The sequence below is a fragment of the Natrinema sp. DC36 genome, assembly GCF_020405225.1.
Classification (GTDB): domain Archaea; phylum Halobacteriota; class Halobacteria; order Halobacteriales; family Natrialbaceae; genus Natrinema.
Genome location: NZ_CP084472.1, coordinates 172,624 through 187,129, shown reverse-complemented (window position 1 = coordinate 187,129; position 14,506 = coordinate 172,624). Strand labels below are relative to the sequence as shown.

The 14,506-nt window shown below is 65.2% G+C and carries 17 protein-coding genes; 10 read left to right on the top strand and 7 right to left on the bottom strand.

Translation table 11 applies throughout. The features are described 5' to 3' along the window. Positions 1-17: 17 nt before the first annotated feature. Both LDH74_RS00925 and LDH74_RS00920 read right to left on the bottom strand, forming a co-directional pair. Positions 18-488, bottom strand: coding sequence for a hypothetical protein (locus tag LDH74_RS00925; RefSeq protein WP_226040761.1), 471 nt, complete (start codon positions 486-488; stop codon positions 18-20). Positions 489-594: 106 nt separating this feature from the next. Then, positions 595-1,044 carry a hypothetical protein gene (locus LDH74_RS00920; RefSeq protein ID WP_226040760.1) on the bottom strand — a complete coding sequence of 150 codons (450 nt, stop codon included), beginning with the start codon at positions 1,042-1,044 and terminating at the stop codon, positions 595-597. A gap of 153 nt (positions 1,045-1,197) precedes the next feature. Here LDH74_RS00920 and LDH74_RS00915 point away from each other — a divergent pair, with 153 nt between their 5' ends. The 3 genes from LDH74_RS00915 to LDH74_RS00905 all read left to right on the top strand — a co-directional run bounded on the left by LDH74_RS00915 (position 1,198) and on the right by LDH74_RS00905 (position 2,749). Further along, entirely contained in the window at positions 1,198-1,611 is a 414-nt protein-coding gene (locus LDH74_RS00915; protein WP_226040759.1) for an SHOCT domain-containing protein, read from the top strand. Positions 1,612-1,655: 44 nt separating this feature from the next. After that, positions 1,656-2,435, top strand: coding sequence for an HAD-IIA family hydrolase (locus LDH74_RS00910; RefSeq protein ID WP_226040758.1), 780 nt, complete (start codon positions 1,656-1,658; stop codon positions 2,433-2,435). A gap of 86 nt (positions 2,436-2,521) precedes the next feature. Beyond that, entirely contained in the window at positions 2,522-2,749 is a 228-nt protein-coding gene (locus tag LDH74_RS00905; RefSeq protein ID WP_226040757.1) for a glycine zipper 2TM domain-containing protein, read from the top strand. Positions 2,750-2,944: 195 nt separating this feature from the next. On the opposite strand, the gene LDH74_RS00900 is transcribed toward LDH74_RS00905, so the two are convergent. Next, positions 2,945-3,400 carry an acyl-CoA thioesterase gene (locus LDH74_RS00900; RefSeq protein WP_226040756.1) on the bottom strand — a complete coding sequence of 152 codons (456 nt, stop codon included), beginning with the start codon at positions 3,398-3,400 and terminating at the stop codon, positions 2,945-2,947. A gap of 328 nt (positions 3,401-3,728) precedes the next feature. Between LDH74_RS00900 and LDH74_RS00895 the strand changes: the two genes are divergently transcribed. From LDH74_RS00895 to purM, 3 genes are all read left to right on the top strand, one after another. After that, a complete protein-coding gene (locus LDH74_RS00895; RefSeq protein WP_226040755.1) occupies positions 3,729-5,498 on the top strand; it encodes a TraB/GumN family protein in 1,770 nt (589 codons plus the stop codon). Continuing rightward, a complete protein-coding gene (locus LDH74_RS00890; RefSeq protein ID WP_226040754.1) occupies positions 5,498-6,127 on the top strand; it encodes a metalloprotease in 630 nt (209 codons plus the stop codon). The genes LDH74_RS00895 and LDH74_RS00890 overlap by 1 nt, the downstream gene beginning before the upstream one ends. Before the next feature lie 108 nt (positions 6,128-6,235). Then, entirely contained in the window at positions 6,236-7,219 is a 984-nt protein-coding gene (purM, locus tag LDH74_RS00885; RefSeq protein ID WP_226040753.1) for a phosphoribosylformylglycinamidine cyclo-ligase, read from the top strand. A gap of 124 nt (positions 7,220-7,343) precedes the next feature. Here purM and LDH74_RS00880 read toward each other — a convergent pair whose 3' ends face one another. Further along, on the bottom strand, positions 7,344-7,847 hold the full coding sequence (locus tag LDH74_RS00880; RefSeq protein ID WP_226040752.1) for a macro domain-containing protein: 504 nt from the start codon (positions 7,845-7,847) through the stop codon (positions 7,344-7,346). Between the two features lie 41 nt (positions 7,848-7,888). Beyond that, positions 7,889-8,212 carry a hypothetical protein gene (locus LDH74_RS00875; protein ID WP_226040751.1) on the bottom strand — a complete coding sequence of 108 codons (324 nt, stop codon included), beginning with the start codon at positions 8,210-8,212 and terminating at the stop codon, positions 7,889-7,891. A gap of 171 nt (positions 8,213-8,383) precedes the next feature. Here LDH74_RS00875 and LDH74_RS00870 point away from each other — a divergent pair, with 171 nt between their 5' ends. Further along, positions 8,384-8,551, top strand: a complete 168-nt coding sequence (locus tag LDH74_RS00870) for a hypothetical protein (RefSeq protein ID WP_226040750.1) — start codon at positions 8,384-8,386, stop codon at positions 8,549-8,551. A gap of 200 nt (positions 8,552-8,751) precedes the next feature. Here the strand turns inward: LDH74_RS00870 and dpsA are convergent, their stop codons facing one another. Further along, positions 8,752-9,297, bottom strand: a complete 546-nt coding sequence (gene dpsA / locus LDH74_RS00865) for a DNA starvation/stationary phase protection protein DpsA (RefSeq protein ID WP_226040749.1) — start codon at positions 9,295-9,297, stop codon at positions 8,752-8,754. Positions 9,298-9,498: 201 nt separating this feature from the next. Between dpsA and LDH74_RS00860 the strand changes: the two genes are divergently transcribed. Continuing rightward, entirely contained in the window at positions 9,499-10,968 is a 1,470-nt protein-coding gene (locus LDH74_RS00860; RefSeq protein ID WP_226040748.1) for an aldehyde dehydrogenase family protein, read from the top strand. Between the two features lie 75 nt (positions 10,969-11,043). Here LDH74_RS00860 and LDH74_RS00855 read toward each other — a convergent pair whose 3' ends face one another. Further along, the gene (locus tag LDH74_RS00855) at positions 11,044-12,174 is read right to left on the bottom strand and encodes a hypothetical protein (protein ID WP_226040747.1); all 1,131 of its coding nucleotides are present in this window, start codon (positions 12,172-12,174) and stop codon (positions 11,044-11,046) included. 83 nt (positions 12,175-12,257) lie between these two features. On the opposite strand from LDH74_RS00855, the gene LDH74_RS00850 reads away from it, so the two are divergent. Beyond that, a complete protein-coding gene (locus tag LDH74_RS00850; RefSeq protein ID WP_226040746.1) occupies positions 12,258-13,235 on the top strand; it encodes a carbohydrate kinase in 978 nt (325 codons plus the stop codon). Positions 13,236-13,302: 67 nt separating this feature from the next. Then, on the top strand, positions 13,303-14,475 hold the full coding sequence (locus tag LDH74_RS00845) for a YhjD/YihY/BrkB family envelope integrity protein (protein ID WP_226040745.1): 1,173 nt from the start codon (positions 13,303-13,305) through the stop codon (positions 14,473-14,475). The last annotated feature ends 31 nt before the right edge of the window (positions 14,476-14,506 follow it).

Below are 14,506 nucleotides of genomic sequence, written 5' to 3'. Positions count from 1 at the left end.
AGGACGCCACTGCAGACTCAATCGAAGTCGGGCAGATCCTCGGGTGGCTCGTATTCGGCCTCCCAGTCGACGTACTCCTCCTTGAGGATGACCGAAACGATCTGGCCGAACTCGGTGAGTTCGGCGTTGATCGACGACACCGTCCCCCAGGTATCGAGGTCGGGATGGTACTCCCGTGCCTGCCAGTCCTCCGGAATGCCGGGCGCGTGATAGCCGACTCGATCGGCGAAATCGTCCCAGAAAAAATCGAACCCCGCGAAGAGGTCGAGATCGCGGGCGATCCCGTACTCCCGTTCCTCGAGATCGGTGTCCGCGCGCCACTCGTCGAACGCTTCCGTCCAGGCCCCGTCCTCGAGAAATCCCTGTAGCTCCTCGCGGCGGTAGTCGATCTCCTCGGCCCCGTCGGCGCTGACGGTCGCGTCCTCGTACTCGTTCGGGTCGACGAACTCCAGTTCCGGCGGCTCGGGGGGTTCGACCTCGAGTGTCATACGCGGTCGTTGGTCGGGTTCCCGGATAAGAATTCTCACCGCCCGATCGATGACAGACGACACCCCCAGCGCGACGGATTCCGCCGTGCGAACGCGGAAGGGGGTCTCAGTCCCACGTGTAGCCGAACTCCTCCCCGTCGCGGTGGATGTAGTCGTTTTCGAGCACCTCGCTCACCGTCCGACCGAGCGAGTCCAGCGCCTCCTCGAGGTCGGCGATGTCGCTCTGATCGAGTCCGTCGTGCGTCGCCACCAGTTCGTCCGGAACCGTCGGTGTGCGGTAGCCGACGTCTTCCGCGGACTGGTTCCAGTAGAAGTCGAGTTCGGCGAACAGTCCACCCTCGAGGACCGCCCGAAACTCGTCTTCCGTCAGGTACGTGTCCGCGCTCCATTCGTCGAAGGCGTCCTCCCAAGCACCAGCGTCCAGGAAGTCCGCCAGATCTTCGCGGCGGGTGTCGTTACCCGTCCGCTCTTCGGGTTCGTCGACGGCGTCGTAATCGCCGGGATTCTGCGGGCCGCGGAGCCTCGGCGGGTCGGGAACCTCGACATCGAGTGTCATATCTACTCGTTCGGTCGGCAACGGTATGGGTTTTCCCGTCGACCGACCGGAGTCAGCGCCGGATTCGTCGACCGACCCGAGACGCGGCGACGGGATACCGGCTCACCGACTCGGGACCCTACAGTTATTCCAGTCGAGACACAACTACCGTACATGGCCAGCGAAAGCACCGACGGGCGGAGCTACTCCCTCGTCGAGTTGTTCGCGATGAAGTTCGTCCTGGCCGACGTGCTGATAATCGCGTTGTTGCTGTTAGCCGGTCCGGTGTACGCCATCGCGGCCACCGCCCTGATCGTGATCGGGGGATTCCTGCTCTGGTATCTCACCGAGCGATCGGGAACCGACGACGAGAGCGCAGTCGATCCCGATCGGGACGGTACGGCCGAGAACCGAACGGAAGCGACCGCCGAGCCCGATCCCGTGACGACCTTACAGGAGCGATATGCCGCTGGTGAACTCTCCGACGCCGAGTTCGAGGCGAAGCTAGACCGACTGCTCGAGTCCGACGAGCGGGCCGTCGAGGCCGACGTCGAGACGGACGAACTCTCCCTCGAGCGTGAGCGCTGAGGTTATCCCAACACTCAATCGCCGGCCGGTCGTAGGTGCGGCCAATGACCGACTACGAGGCGGCGATCCTCGACGTCGACGGGACGATCGTTCGGGGCGAGGAGTTGCTCCCCGGTGCGACCGACGGCTTGCGCGCACTCGAGGCGGCGGGCTGTTCGCGGCTTCTCTTCTCAAATAACCCGACGCGCGGGGCCGACCACTACGGCGAGCGACTCGCGCCTCACGGAATCGACATCGATCCGGCCACCGTTCTCACCTCCGCGACCGTTTCGGCGGAGTACCTCGCGGCGACCCACCCCGGCGAGCGGGTCTACCTCGTGGGCAGCGAACGACTCGAGGCGATCCTCGAAAACGCCGCCGTCGAACTGACGGCCGACCCCGATGCGGCCGAGGTCGTGTTGGGATCGTTCGACAAGAGCTTCTCGTACGGAACGCTCTGGGAATCGCTGCGGGCGCTCGAGGGGGACGTTCCCTTCTACGGCACCGATCCCGACGCGACGATTCCGATCGACGAGGGGGAGATCCCGGGCTCGGGCGCGATCCTCGCCGCGATGGAAGCCGTCGCCGGCCGCGAACCGGACGCGATCCTGGGGAAGCCCTCGTCGGTCGCGGCCGCGGCCGCGATGGACCGGCTCGCGGCCGATCCCCGGAACACCCTGGTCGTCGGCGACCGGCTCGATACCGACATCGCGCTGGGGAACCGGGCTGGCATGGAGACCGCGCTCGTCCTCACCGGGGTTACCAATCGGTCCGACCTCGCCGCGGCCGACGTCGAACCCGACCACGTCCTCGAGTCACTGGCCGCGGTCGACACGCTCCTCTGAGGTCGACTCCGTCTGCCCGTCGGATCGACTGCTTCGCCGCACATTCAAGAGACATATTTATCCGTCACAGTCTCCATATAGAACATATGAGAGAACGTATAACGGCAGTGTTGCTTCGCGCACGGTACGCAGCGATCGGTGCGGCAGTCGGTGCGGCGATCGGTGGACTGTTCAGTCGAAACGCCGCGAGTACCGGCGGTGCGATCGGCGGCCTCGTCGGTGCCACCGTCGCGGAAACGCGCGGAACCCTCGAGGGCGTCGTCGAGGAGGCCAAAGAGCGCGACCCGCGAACTAATTCGGTCGACACCGAGTAGCTCGGTTTCGACTCTCTCGCTCGTATTCGAATCGGAACTCGCTTCGGAACGTCTCCGTACTTACGGCGATCGGAACTGCTCGGGTTCGCAGCCTGAATCCGCGACACCCGTTCCAGATCGCGAGCGCTCGAGTCACGAGAGACATCGAACGACCTCGGACGGCGAACGAACGTCCGGAGCAGTTCGACCAGTCCCTCACGAACTGTCGGCGGTTCCCGCCTCGTTCTCGAGCGCCGCCCGCCGCAGCCGCTCGCCTTCCTCGGTGGTGACGGTCAGATCGGGCACCGTCGTCGGCGAGCTATCGTCGTCGATCGCCACGTAGACGAAGTACGATTCGGTCGTCTGCTCGCGCTCGCGCGTCCGCAGGTCCTCGCGCTCGGTGATCAGTCTAACCTTCACGCTCGAGGTGCCCGCCTCGTAGACGTAGGCGGTGATGAACGCCGTGTCGCCGACGGCGATGGACCGCTCGAAGTTCATCTGATCGACGCGGGCGGTGACGCAGGTCTCCCCGGAAAACCGCATCGCCGACATCGCGCCGACCTCGTCCATCCACTTCATGACGTGGCCGCCGTGGGCCGTCTCGAGCATGTTGGCGTGGTTCGGCTGTACCATCTCGCGGTTCTCGATCACCGTCTCGATGAGGTCCGTCATCGGCCGACGTTTTTTGACGCCGGCAATCAGTCTTGCTTTGACCGGATCGCGGCTCCCTGCGAGCAGTCGCCGGTCGCCGATCGCCGTCAGGGAAGCAGCGATCGCTCTCGGCCAGTAGTGACGCTGCCGGCGTCGGGCTCGAGACCGTAAAAGAGTCCGCTGAACGCGCCGACTCGATATCGAACGCGGGAATCGGTGGCGATTGACTGCCCGTCGTCCGGCCCCGTTGATCCGGATTCTCGCTCGTCCGATCGGCGCTACTGCCTCGAGGTGGGACGCGTGTTCGCGGTTCGATACTGGTAAAAGTCGCCGCCGAGTTAAGCCGGTAATGAGCGATGCAGGCGAGGCCGACGTGCCGGAGCCGCCAGCCCCTCCCGACCGCGAGCGCGGCTCCGTCGAAGTTCTCGGGACGGCACACGTCTCGCAAGCCAGCGTCGACGAAGTTCGCGAAACGATCGACCGGGAGGACCCCGACATCGTCGCCGTCGAACTCGACGATGGTCGCTACCGGCAGATGAAAGGCGGGACGCCCGACGACATCGAAGCGGAGGATCTCCTCTCGGGCAACACCGTCTTTCAGTTTCTCGCCTACTGGATGCTCTCGTACGTCCAGTCCCGTCTGGGCGACCAGTTCGACATCGAGCCCGGAGCAGACATGCGAGCCGCTATCGAGGCCGCCGAAGCGAACGGGAGCGGCGTCGCCCTGGTCGACCGCGACATTCAGGTGACGATCCAGCGCTTCTGGAGCCGACTGTCGTTCACCGAGAAGCTGAAGATGGTCGGCGGACTCGCGCTCGGGGTAACCGATCCGCGGACGATCGGGCTCACCTTCGGTGCCGTCACCGGGATGGTCATCGGGCTCATCTTCGGCGCGTTTCTCGCGCCCGTACTCGGCGTCGGCGACCTCCTGTTGTTCGGCGGGCTCGCCTCCACTCCGCTGCAGTACGCCGGCGGCGCCGCCATCGGCGCGTTCGCCGGCCTCTTCGTCGGTCTCATCTTTCTCCCCTCGCTCGAGTCCGCGGAGCGGTACACGGGCGGCTCTCTCTCCGGCTTTTCGGGGCGACTACTCGCCGGACTCGCCATCGGCATCGTCGGCTGTCTCGCATTGGTCGCCACCGGGACGTTCGTCGGGCCGTTCTCCGCGGCGAGCGTCGAGAACGTCGGCGTCTACGCGGTCCGCGGGACGGTCGGAACGCTGGCCGGACTCGGTATCGGCGTGACGCTCGGTGCAGTCCTCGGTCTTTCGTTGGATACGTTCGGCGGCGAGGTCGAGGAAATCGAGGAGGTCGACATCGAGGAGATGACCGACGGCAACGTCGTCGACGCCATGATGGAGGAGTTCCGCCAGTTCAGTCCGGGGGGCGCGAACGCCCTGATCGACGAGCGTGACGCCTACATCGCATCCAACCTCCACGAACTCCGCGAACAGGGGTACGACGTCCTCGCCGTCGTTGGTGCCGGTCACAAAGCCGGTATCGAACGCCACCTGTTGAACCCCGATCAGATACCGTCGATCGAGTCGCTGTCGGGCACCGCCTCGAGCCGCCGGTTTTCGCCGCTGAAGATCGTCGGCTACCTGATCATGGTCGCCTTCTTCGCCTTCTTCTTCCTGTTGCTCATGGCGGGGGTCAGGAACGCGTTCCTGCTGAAGGTGTTCGTCGCCTGGTTCCTGTTCAACGGAATCTTCGCGTTCACGCTGGCGCGACTGGCCGGCGCGCGCTGGACCAGCGCGGGCGTCGGCGGCGCGGTCGCGTGGTTGACGAGCATTAACCCGCTGCTCGCGCCGGGTTGGTTCGCCGGCTACGTCGAACTCAGGCATCGGCCGGTCAACGTCCGGGACATCCAGACGTTAAACGAGATTATCGACGACACCGAGCGGCCGGTCGACGAGGCCATGTCCGCGATGTTCGACGTGCCGCTGTTCCGGTTGATTATGATCGTCGCGCTCACGAACATCGGGAGCATGATCGCGACCGGGCTGTTCCCGTTCGTCGTGTTGCCGTGGCTGGCACCCGAGATCGGCGGCGTCGACGCGCTGATGGGGCTGCTGCTCGAGGGCGTCCGAAACAGTCTCGAATTACTTCGGGGGCTGTTCTAATGAGCTATCGAACCGATCGAAACTCCGATCCCGAACTGTCGTTCAGCGACGCGGAGCTGCGGGATCTCGCCGTGGCCTGGCTCACACTCAGCGCCGCGTTCGCACTCCTGTTCGAGCCGATCCATCGCGGCGGAAACGTCGCGCTGTTCGTGGAGATGGTCGTGTTGAGTCTCGTCACCGTCGGCATGGGATTCCTGCTCCACGAGATCGCACACAAGGTCGTCGCGATCGAACACGGCCAAACCGCGGAGTTTCGCGCGGATTACCAGATGCTCTTTCTGGCAATTATGGGCGCGCTCGTCGGTTTCCTCTTCGCCGCACCGGGGGCCGTCTATCATCGCGGTCAGATCACCGAACGAGAGAACGGACTGATCGCGCTCGCGGGACCGGTCACGAATCTCCTGCTCGCACTCCTCTTCCTCCCGTTGATGATCCTGCCCGGAATACTGGGTGTGATCGGTCAGATGGGGATCTGGATCAACCTCTTCCTGGCCGCGTTCAACATGATCCCGTTCGGACCGCTGGACGGGAAATCGGTCCTCGAGTGGCACAAGGGCGTCTTCACACTGGTGTTCGTTCCGAGCGTGTTGTTGGCCGGATTCGTCGTCTTCTACGTCGGGCTCTTCTGAAACCCGGTCGAACCCGTTCCCGACGAACGCCTCGAGCGCTCACTTCGACAGTGTCGATCCCTCCGCCGGACCGGTGACCTTTTGCTCGCGCCGAGAGGTCGTTCGAGTATGACCGATACGGACGACGAGGACCGACTCACGTACGCCGAGAGCGGCGTCGACATCGACGCGAGCGAGGACGCGACCGCGGCGCTGCTCGAGGCCTTCGGCAGCGACCTGCGGACCGAGTACGCCGGCCTGCTCGACATCGGCGACCGGTATCTCGCGCTGGCGACCGACGGCGTCGGGACCAAGCTGTTGGTCGCCGAAGCGATCGAGGACTTCTCGACGATCGGCATCGACTGCATCGCGATGAACGTCAACGACCTCGTCGCGGCGGGCGTCGAACCGGTCGCGTTCGTCGACTACCTCGCAATCGACGAGCCCGACGAGGAGCTCACGAACCAGATCGGCGAGGGGCTCGCGGTCGGCCTCGAGCAGGCCGATCTCACGATGCTCGGCGGCGAGACGGCGGTCATGCCCGAGGTCGTGAAGGGGTTCGATCTGGCGGGGACCTGCGCCGGCCTGGCCGACAAAGACGAAATCTTCGAGGGCGAGGCCGAGGTCGGCGACGTGCTGGTCGGCTTCCCCTCGAACGGGATTCACTCGAACGGGTTGACCCTCGCTCGCGAAGCGGTGACCCGCGAGCGCGAGTACACCGACGAGTTCCCGCTGGACCCGGAGCGGACGATCGGCGAGGAACTGTTGCGGCCGACTCGAATCTATACGGATCTGCTCGAGCCGATGCGCGAGCACGGGGTTCGCGCGGCGGCCCACGTCACGGGCGGCGGCTGGACGAACCTGCTGCGAATGGGCGAGCACGAATACGTGATCGAGAATCCGCTGCCGGCTCAGCCGGTCTTCGAGTTCGTCCAGGAGGAGGGCAACGTGACCGACGAGGAGATGCATCGGACGTTCAACATGGGCACCGGGTTCGTCGTCGCGCTTCCGGGCGATCGCGCCGAAGCGTTGGTCGCGGTGACCGACGGACAGCTCATCGGCCGCGTCGAGGACGGGAATTCGGTCGAGATTCGCGGGCTGTCACTGACCTGATCCCTGGAAACGCGGCTGCACGGTCCGAGGCGTCGGGTCGGGCTCGTTTTACGGGACGATACCACGGCGGCGATCGCGGCCACAACCGAGTCACAGATCGGGGGTCTCCGTCTCCGGTCCTCGACTACCCGGTTTCGCCCGTCGCTTCCCTGACGGTCTCGAACTCCTCGTCGCTATAGGCGATGAACCGCACGTCCTCGAGCGAATCGGGCTCGTACGCCGCGATCTCCCCGCCGATGATCGCAGCGCCGTCGGCGAGATCGAATCCGGCGACGCCACAGCCCAGCGCCGGAATCACGAGCGACTGGCAGTCCAGTTCCTCTGCTTTCTCGAGGGCGTTGCGCGTGGCAGTACGAATGCTCGAAGCGGTCGCTTCGCCGTCACCGTAGTGGGGCATCGCGGCGGCGTGGATGACGCACTCGGCGTCGAGATCGTAGGCGTCGGTGACCGCGACCGCGCCGAGGTCGACGGGTCCCTTCTCCATCGCCGCTTCATTAATCCCGTCGCCCGCACCGCGTCGGAGCGCGCCGGCGACGCCGGAGCCCATCCGGAGGCTCGTACCGGCGGCGTTGACGAGCGCATCGGCGGATTGTCCGGCGATATCGCCCTGAACGACGTCGTAATCCATACGCGAGCGCTCCACGTGGAGCGCAATGAAACCAGAACGTCTCAGTCCGTCCGAACCCAGTCGGTCCCGGTCGGACCGGGCGAGATATCGGCGTTGGCGAGCCCGTAAAACTTCTCGCGACCGACGGGCGTTCGAAGGCGGAGGATGCACGTGTAGTCGGTCACTTCGAACGCGGTCACGGTTCGGGCGGAGCGTCGGTGTGCGAGCCGAAAGAGCGACTCCGCGCCGGCGTCGACGGTTACGCGGCTGCCGAGGGGCCAGCTCAGCGACTCGACGCGTTCGGTGTCGACGTCGAACAGGTGAGCGATCAGGTTCCGTCCGCGCAGACCCATTGCTCCCTGTGAGCGGTTCTCGTGTGAACTCATATGATGGAAATTTCGTCGCATCGGGAAAAAAGATGTTATTTCCGCGCAGGTAGACCTCACAGGGTTGACACTCACGTGCGCGAATCACGGATCGATTCCGAAACTTATCAGCTCTCAGTATCCTAGGTCGACCAAAACCTTTTTAGATTTAGGCTCACCTAAGTCCACGTAATGGACGCGCCCGCTCGCAGGGAGGACCCTGAACGCGACGAAACAGTCGAGGAGCCGCCGGCGGTCGTGACGAGTCACGAGACCCGCCCCGGAAAGATCGTCTTTACCGAACGAGACAACTGCGACGGCTGGATCGCGACGGATCTGGCCGTCGACCTCGAGCGCTAATCGCGTCGCCACTCGAGGTCTCGATCGGTGCGACAGTATCGCGCCGCGAGCGCCCTTTCTCTCGTGCTGCGATAAAGCGATTTCCGCTAGTCGATCGTCGACACGGTTTCGTGCTCGATCTCTCATACGGACGACTGTCAGTCGGTTTCGGCGCACCCGTGGCGGGTCGCGGGTGTCCCGATCAGTGACAGCAGACCGTCTCAGTGGGTCGCTTCCTCGAGCACTAGCGTGTCGTCCTCGAGGTAGTGCTCGAAGTGGTGGCCGTCTTCCTCGAGCGTGACGAGGATTTCCCGGAGGATCTCGGCGGTTGCTGGATCGCCCAGGTTATCGGCGAGCTCGATGCTGCCGCGCATCGACTCGATGATGTCGCCGTAGATCTCGAGGTCGTTCTCGAACATCGTTCGGACGTCGTAGACGTCCTCGCCCTCGAACTCGACGGTGGCGCGGTCCTCCTGGTTCGACGGGCCCGAAACGGGGACGCCGCCCAGCGCCTGCGCTCGCTCGGCGATCACGTCGGCACCTTCCTCGACGTGTTCGTAGGCCTCCTCGAGGAACTCGTGGAGCGGCAGGAACTCCGCGCCCTCGACGACCCAGTGGTGTTTCTTCAGCTGGTGGTAGAGGACGTAGGAGTTGGCCAGCTCCGTGTTCAACGCGTCGACGATCTGCTCGGACTTTTCCTGATCGAGGCGAAGCGCGTTCTCTTCGACACTGTCTGCCGATTGGCGGACGGTCTTTTGAGTACTCATCCTACTCCTGAGTAGGCGCGCATTCCACATAAAGCCTTCCCCTGAGTGAACATTTCTTTGGCATACCTAAAGACTAGTTCTCGATGAGCGGTGATTTATTCGTCTGAAGTCAGTACCTGTTACCAAACGACACCATCAATATACTCTTTGTTTTTTCGAGTCTGAGTAAACATTTTCAGTGATGCGCTCCAAGGGACGACTATGGCAACCAGAATCGCACAGCGACGAGAGCGGCTCTACGTCGGCGGCGAGTGGCTCGAGACCGAGAACGTACTGTCGGTATCGGACCTCGCCGAGGGCGGAACCTTCGCGCAGATCGCCGCAGCAGGACCCACGGAGGCCCGTGAAGCGCTCGCGGCCGCCCACGAGATCAAACCAGAGATGCGCGAGACGACGGTCGTCGAGCGCGCGACGTGGTGCGAGGCGATCGCCGAGGGCCTGCGCGAGCGCGAGGAGGAGCTCGCGGAGGTCATCGTCCGCGAGGCGGGGAAACCGATTTCGTCGGCTCGTGGCGAGGTCGGACAGGCGGCCGAGCGCTTCGACCGAGCGGCCGAGGAAGCGCGCAACGTCGTCAGCACGGGCGAGTATCGCGAGGGATCGACGGCGGGCCACGAGGGGTGGCAGGCGATCGTCAAGCACGAGCCGATCGGTGCCGTCCTCTGTATCACGCCCTACAACTATCCGTTGGCGACGACGGCGTTACAGGTCGCGCCCGCGATAGCGGCCGGTAACAGCGTGCTGCTCAAGCCCGCCAGCAAGACGCCCATCTCCGCGGCGATCCTCGCCGACGTCATCGCCAACGTCGACGGAATCCCGGACGGCGCGTTCAACTTCGTCCCCGGTGAGGCCAGCGAGATCGGCGACGTGCTCGCCGGCGACGACCGCGTCAACGCGATCGCCATGACCGGCTCCTCGGGCGCGGGCAAACACGTTGCCCGCGAGAGCGGCATGGTCAACCTCCACATGGAACTCGGCGGCAACGCTCCGGCGGTCGTCTTCGACGACGCAGACCTCACCGACGTCGCGGGCGACTGCGCCAAAGGATCCTTCAAGTACGCCGGCCAGCGCTGTTCGGCCATCTCGCGCGTGCTCGCCCACGAGTCGATCCACGACGACCTCGTCGACCTGATCGACGGCCAGATGGACGCCTGGCAGGCCGGCGACCTCTTCGACGAGGACACCGCCTTCGGTCCGCTCATCAGCGAGGACCAGGCCGACTGGGTGGAGACGCTCGTCGAGGACGCCCTCGAGAAAGGTGCCGAGCTCGTCCGCGGTGGCGAACGACGCGCCCCCGAGGGCGTCCCGGACGAACTCGCCAACCAGTTCTTCGAACCGACGCTGCTCGCGAACGTCCCGCACGACGCCCGCATCGTCGACGAGGAACAGTTCGGTCCCATCGCCGCGATCACGACCTTCGAAGACGAGGCCGAGGCCCTCGAGATCGCCAACGGCTCGGACCTCGCGCTAGACGCGGCAGTCTTCACGAACGACTACAAACGCGCGATGCGGATGGCAGAGCGCATCGATGCGGGCGCGGTCCGGATCAACGGCGCGCCGAGCCACGGCCTCGGGGACGTCCCCTTCGGCGGCAACAAGGACTCGGGGATCGGCCGCGAAGGCCTCGACGCCTCGATCCACGCGATGATGCGCGAGAAGAGCATCATCCTGTAGCCCGGCCGATCGCTATCGGTTCGCCATCGGTTTCTACACGCCATCCCCGTCTCGCAATCGCTCGCGGAGCCCCTCTCAGAACGAGACGGGTTCGGTTATGAGGACGTTCTCCTCGCCGTCTCCGACGGCGACGACGGTGATCGTCGCCGACGTACCGGACTCGTACTCGATCGTCTCGGCCTGGCCGACCTCGGTCAACTCGACGCGGACCCCGCTCTCGTCGCGCACCTCGACTCGATCGGCGGTGCCGCTGGAGTGATACGTCACGACGACCGCGTTCGGTTTCCGATTGGTATCGAGGCTCACCCCCGCGTACGGTTCCGTCGGTTGGCTTCCGCGTTCGGCGAACAGGTCCTGATACTCGTATTCCTCGCTCGGGATCGTTTTCGTCGCGATACCGACGTTGCCGTCCGTTTCGACCGTCACGTCGTCGGGCTGGTCCGCGAACGATTCCTCGAACTCGTCCGTCTCATCGGCGTCAGTATAGACGGCGATCGTCGAATACGTCGTCGTCTCGGCACCGAACGTCCACGAGAAGGCGGCCCCGGCACCGTCATCACTGCCCTCGTATTCGCCCCACAGGAAGGCGCTGTCGCCGACTCGCTCGGTCAACTGCGCGAAATTCCCGTGCGCATCGATTCGGCGATCGGTTCCCTCGACGCCCGCCGCGAGGATCGCCTCGAGATCCGCGCCGTCGGCGGGGCTTACGACGACCGTCTCCCCGGAGACGGCGATCGAGACGTCGTCGCGCTCGAAGATCCCGAACGCGCCGGCCGCCGACTCGAGGTCGGCGTCGACCGCACCGGGATCGAACGAGCCGGAAACGAAGACGTTTCCGGTAACGCCCTCGGAACCGAACCTGCACACGGAGTCCACTGCCGACTCGCCGTCCGTGACCTGCTCGACGAACTCGCGACTCTCTCCGTCCGGGAGCGTCGGAACGGATTCGACCACGTCCGCTCGCAAGGCGTTCTCGTACTGCCGAACCGCGGTGAGGTCCCGGTAGTGAAACAGAAGCTCCGAACTCCCCGATGCGGGGACCCAGCGCACGAGGGGAGACAGGTCGCTCCCGTTGTTCTCGTCGCTCTCGTCCGGTTCCTCCGAGTCAGCGGCCTCGTCATCTGAAAGGCGGTCGAGACAGCCCGCACTCAGTGCGGTAAGGCTCGCCCCGGCCGCGAGAAGTCTGCGTCGTGAACTGTGTTTCATACGAGCATATCCCGTTTGTAATCGGCCTCGTATATAGCTTCTCTGTCGACAGAACTACCGCCGTCGGCGGTGGACGCTCGAGCATGTCTCACGACGTCCTCGTCGCCGGCGAAACGCTCATCGACTGGGTACCCGAACGGGCCGGCCCGCTCGAGGACGTCGCCGGCTTCGAACGCCGCCCTGGCGGGGCCCCGGCGAACGTCGCCGTCGCGCTCGCCCGTCTCGAGGGCCAACCGCTGTTCTGGACTCGCGTCGGGGCGGATCCGTTCGGCCGGTACCTCGAGCGCGTCCTCGAGAACAACGGTCTCCCCATTCGGTTCGTCGAGCGCGATCCGGGCGCGAAGACGACGCTCGCGTTCGTCACACACGACGAGACCGGCGAGCGCGCGTTCACCTTCTACCGGGATGGAACCGCCGACACACGCCTCGAGCCCGACCGGATCGACGATGAGACGCTGGCCGACTGCGAGTGGGTCCACGCCGGCGGCGTCACCCTCTCGAGCGGGTCATCGCGCGCGGCGACGCTCGACCTGCTCGAGCGAGCCGCGGCCGCGGGCTGTACGGTCTCGTTCGATCCGAACCTGCGGCCGGCGCTGTGGCCGAATGTAGGGACGTTCGCAAGCGTGGTAGGCGACGCGCTCGCTCACGTCGATGTCTGTCTCGCGACGGCGGCGGAGCTCGAGGCGCTGGGATTTTCCGGCGATTCGGCCGCCGAAATCGCGCGAGCAACGATCGACCACGGACCGCCCCACACCGTCTTCGTGACGCGCGGAAGCGACGGGGCGGTCGGCGTCGCGAGCGACGATGCACCGTGGCCCGCGGACGTGGTCGACCACCCCGGATTCGACGTCGCCGCCGTCGATACGACGGGTGCCGGTGACGCGTTCGTCGCCGGAGCGATCGCAGCCTTGCGAGACGACCAAGAACCCGCAGACGCGGTGGCGTTTGCGAATGCGGTCGCTGCGACGGCGACCACTGCGAAGGGGGCGATGGCGGCGTTACCGACGCGCGACGCCGTGGCTCCGCTGCTCGAAGCGGAGCGTTCCCATCGTCGGTCGTGATCGCCGGTCAAACGGGGCGCGTGGCTGCAAGCCGGAGGGCTATCCGGCCCTGTGATGGACTCCCGGTATGGGTATCAACGTCCGCGGTGCGGTGCCCTTCGCGAAGTCGGTCGTGACGGGCATCCAGGAAAAGAACGTGACGTTCATGGCCGCTGGAATCGCCTATCAGGCGTTTATCTCCTTGATTCCGCTGCTCGTGCTCGTCTTCTTCCTCGTCTCGTTCGTCGGCGACGAGGCGCTCGCCCAGCAGGTCTCTTCGACGACCGAGGGATTTCTCCCCGAGAGCGGGCAGATCATCCTCGAGGACGGGATCGAGGGAGATACCGGCAGCGTCGGAACCTCGATCATCGGACTCGTCGCGCTCGTCTGGGGATCATTGAAGATCTTTCGGGGATTGGACACCGCTTTCTCGGAGATTTACGCGTCGACCGAGGAGAACTCACTCGTCGATCAACTACAAGACGGTGCCGTCGTCTTCGGAACGATCGGCGTCGCGCTGGTCGCCGCGGCGATGACCACCATCGCGTTCGCGTTCTTCCCGAACATTCCCTTCCTCGGAGTGTTGAACCCGCTGTTGCTCGTGGTCGGGCTGACGATCGCATTTCTCCCGATGTACTACTTCTTCCCCGACGTCGACGTCTCGGCTCGGGAGGTACTCCCGGGCGTTATCGTCGCCGCCGTCGGCTGGGCGGCGCTTCAGGCGCTCTTCCAGATCTACGTCGCCATCTCGAGCAGCTCCGAGTCGGCCGGCCCGATCGGGGCGATCCTCCTCTTACTGACGTGGCTCTACTTCGGCGGCTTGATACTGCTCGTGGGCGGCGTCGTCAACGCGACACGGTCGGGGCACATCGAGATCGAATCCGACGAGACGGCCGCCGGAGACGGATCGCTCGAGGGGATTCCAGAAGATGCGGACCGCGACCCCTTCGTCGATTCGAACCGGTACGAACGCGACCGTCTCGAGGCTCGACTGTCCCAACTCCGGCGGGAGCGCGACCAGTTGCGAAACGACCGGGACGCCCAGCGGACGCGTCGGTACCGACTCGAGGACCGCGTCGACGACCTCGAGGCGCGGATCGATCGCCTCGAGGCGGAAAACGGAGAGCTCGAGGACGAGAACGAGCGGCTTCGGCGCGAGCTCGCGGCCCGTCAGGGACCGTCGTGGCGACGGCGGGCGCGCGGCGTCCTGCGGCGAGCCCGGACGCTAACCGTCGGATCCGTCGAAAGTCGGAACGAGTAGCGCTGGACCGGTACGCGGTCGACTGGGGGAG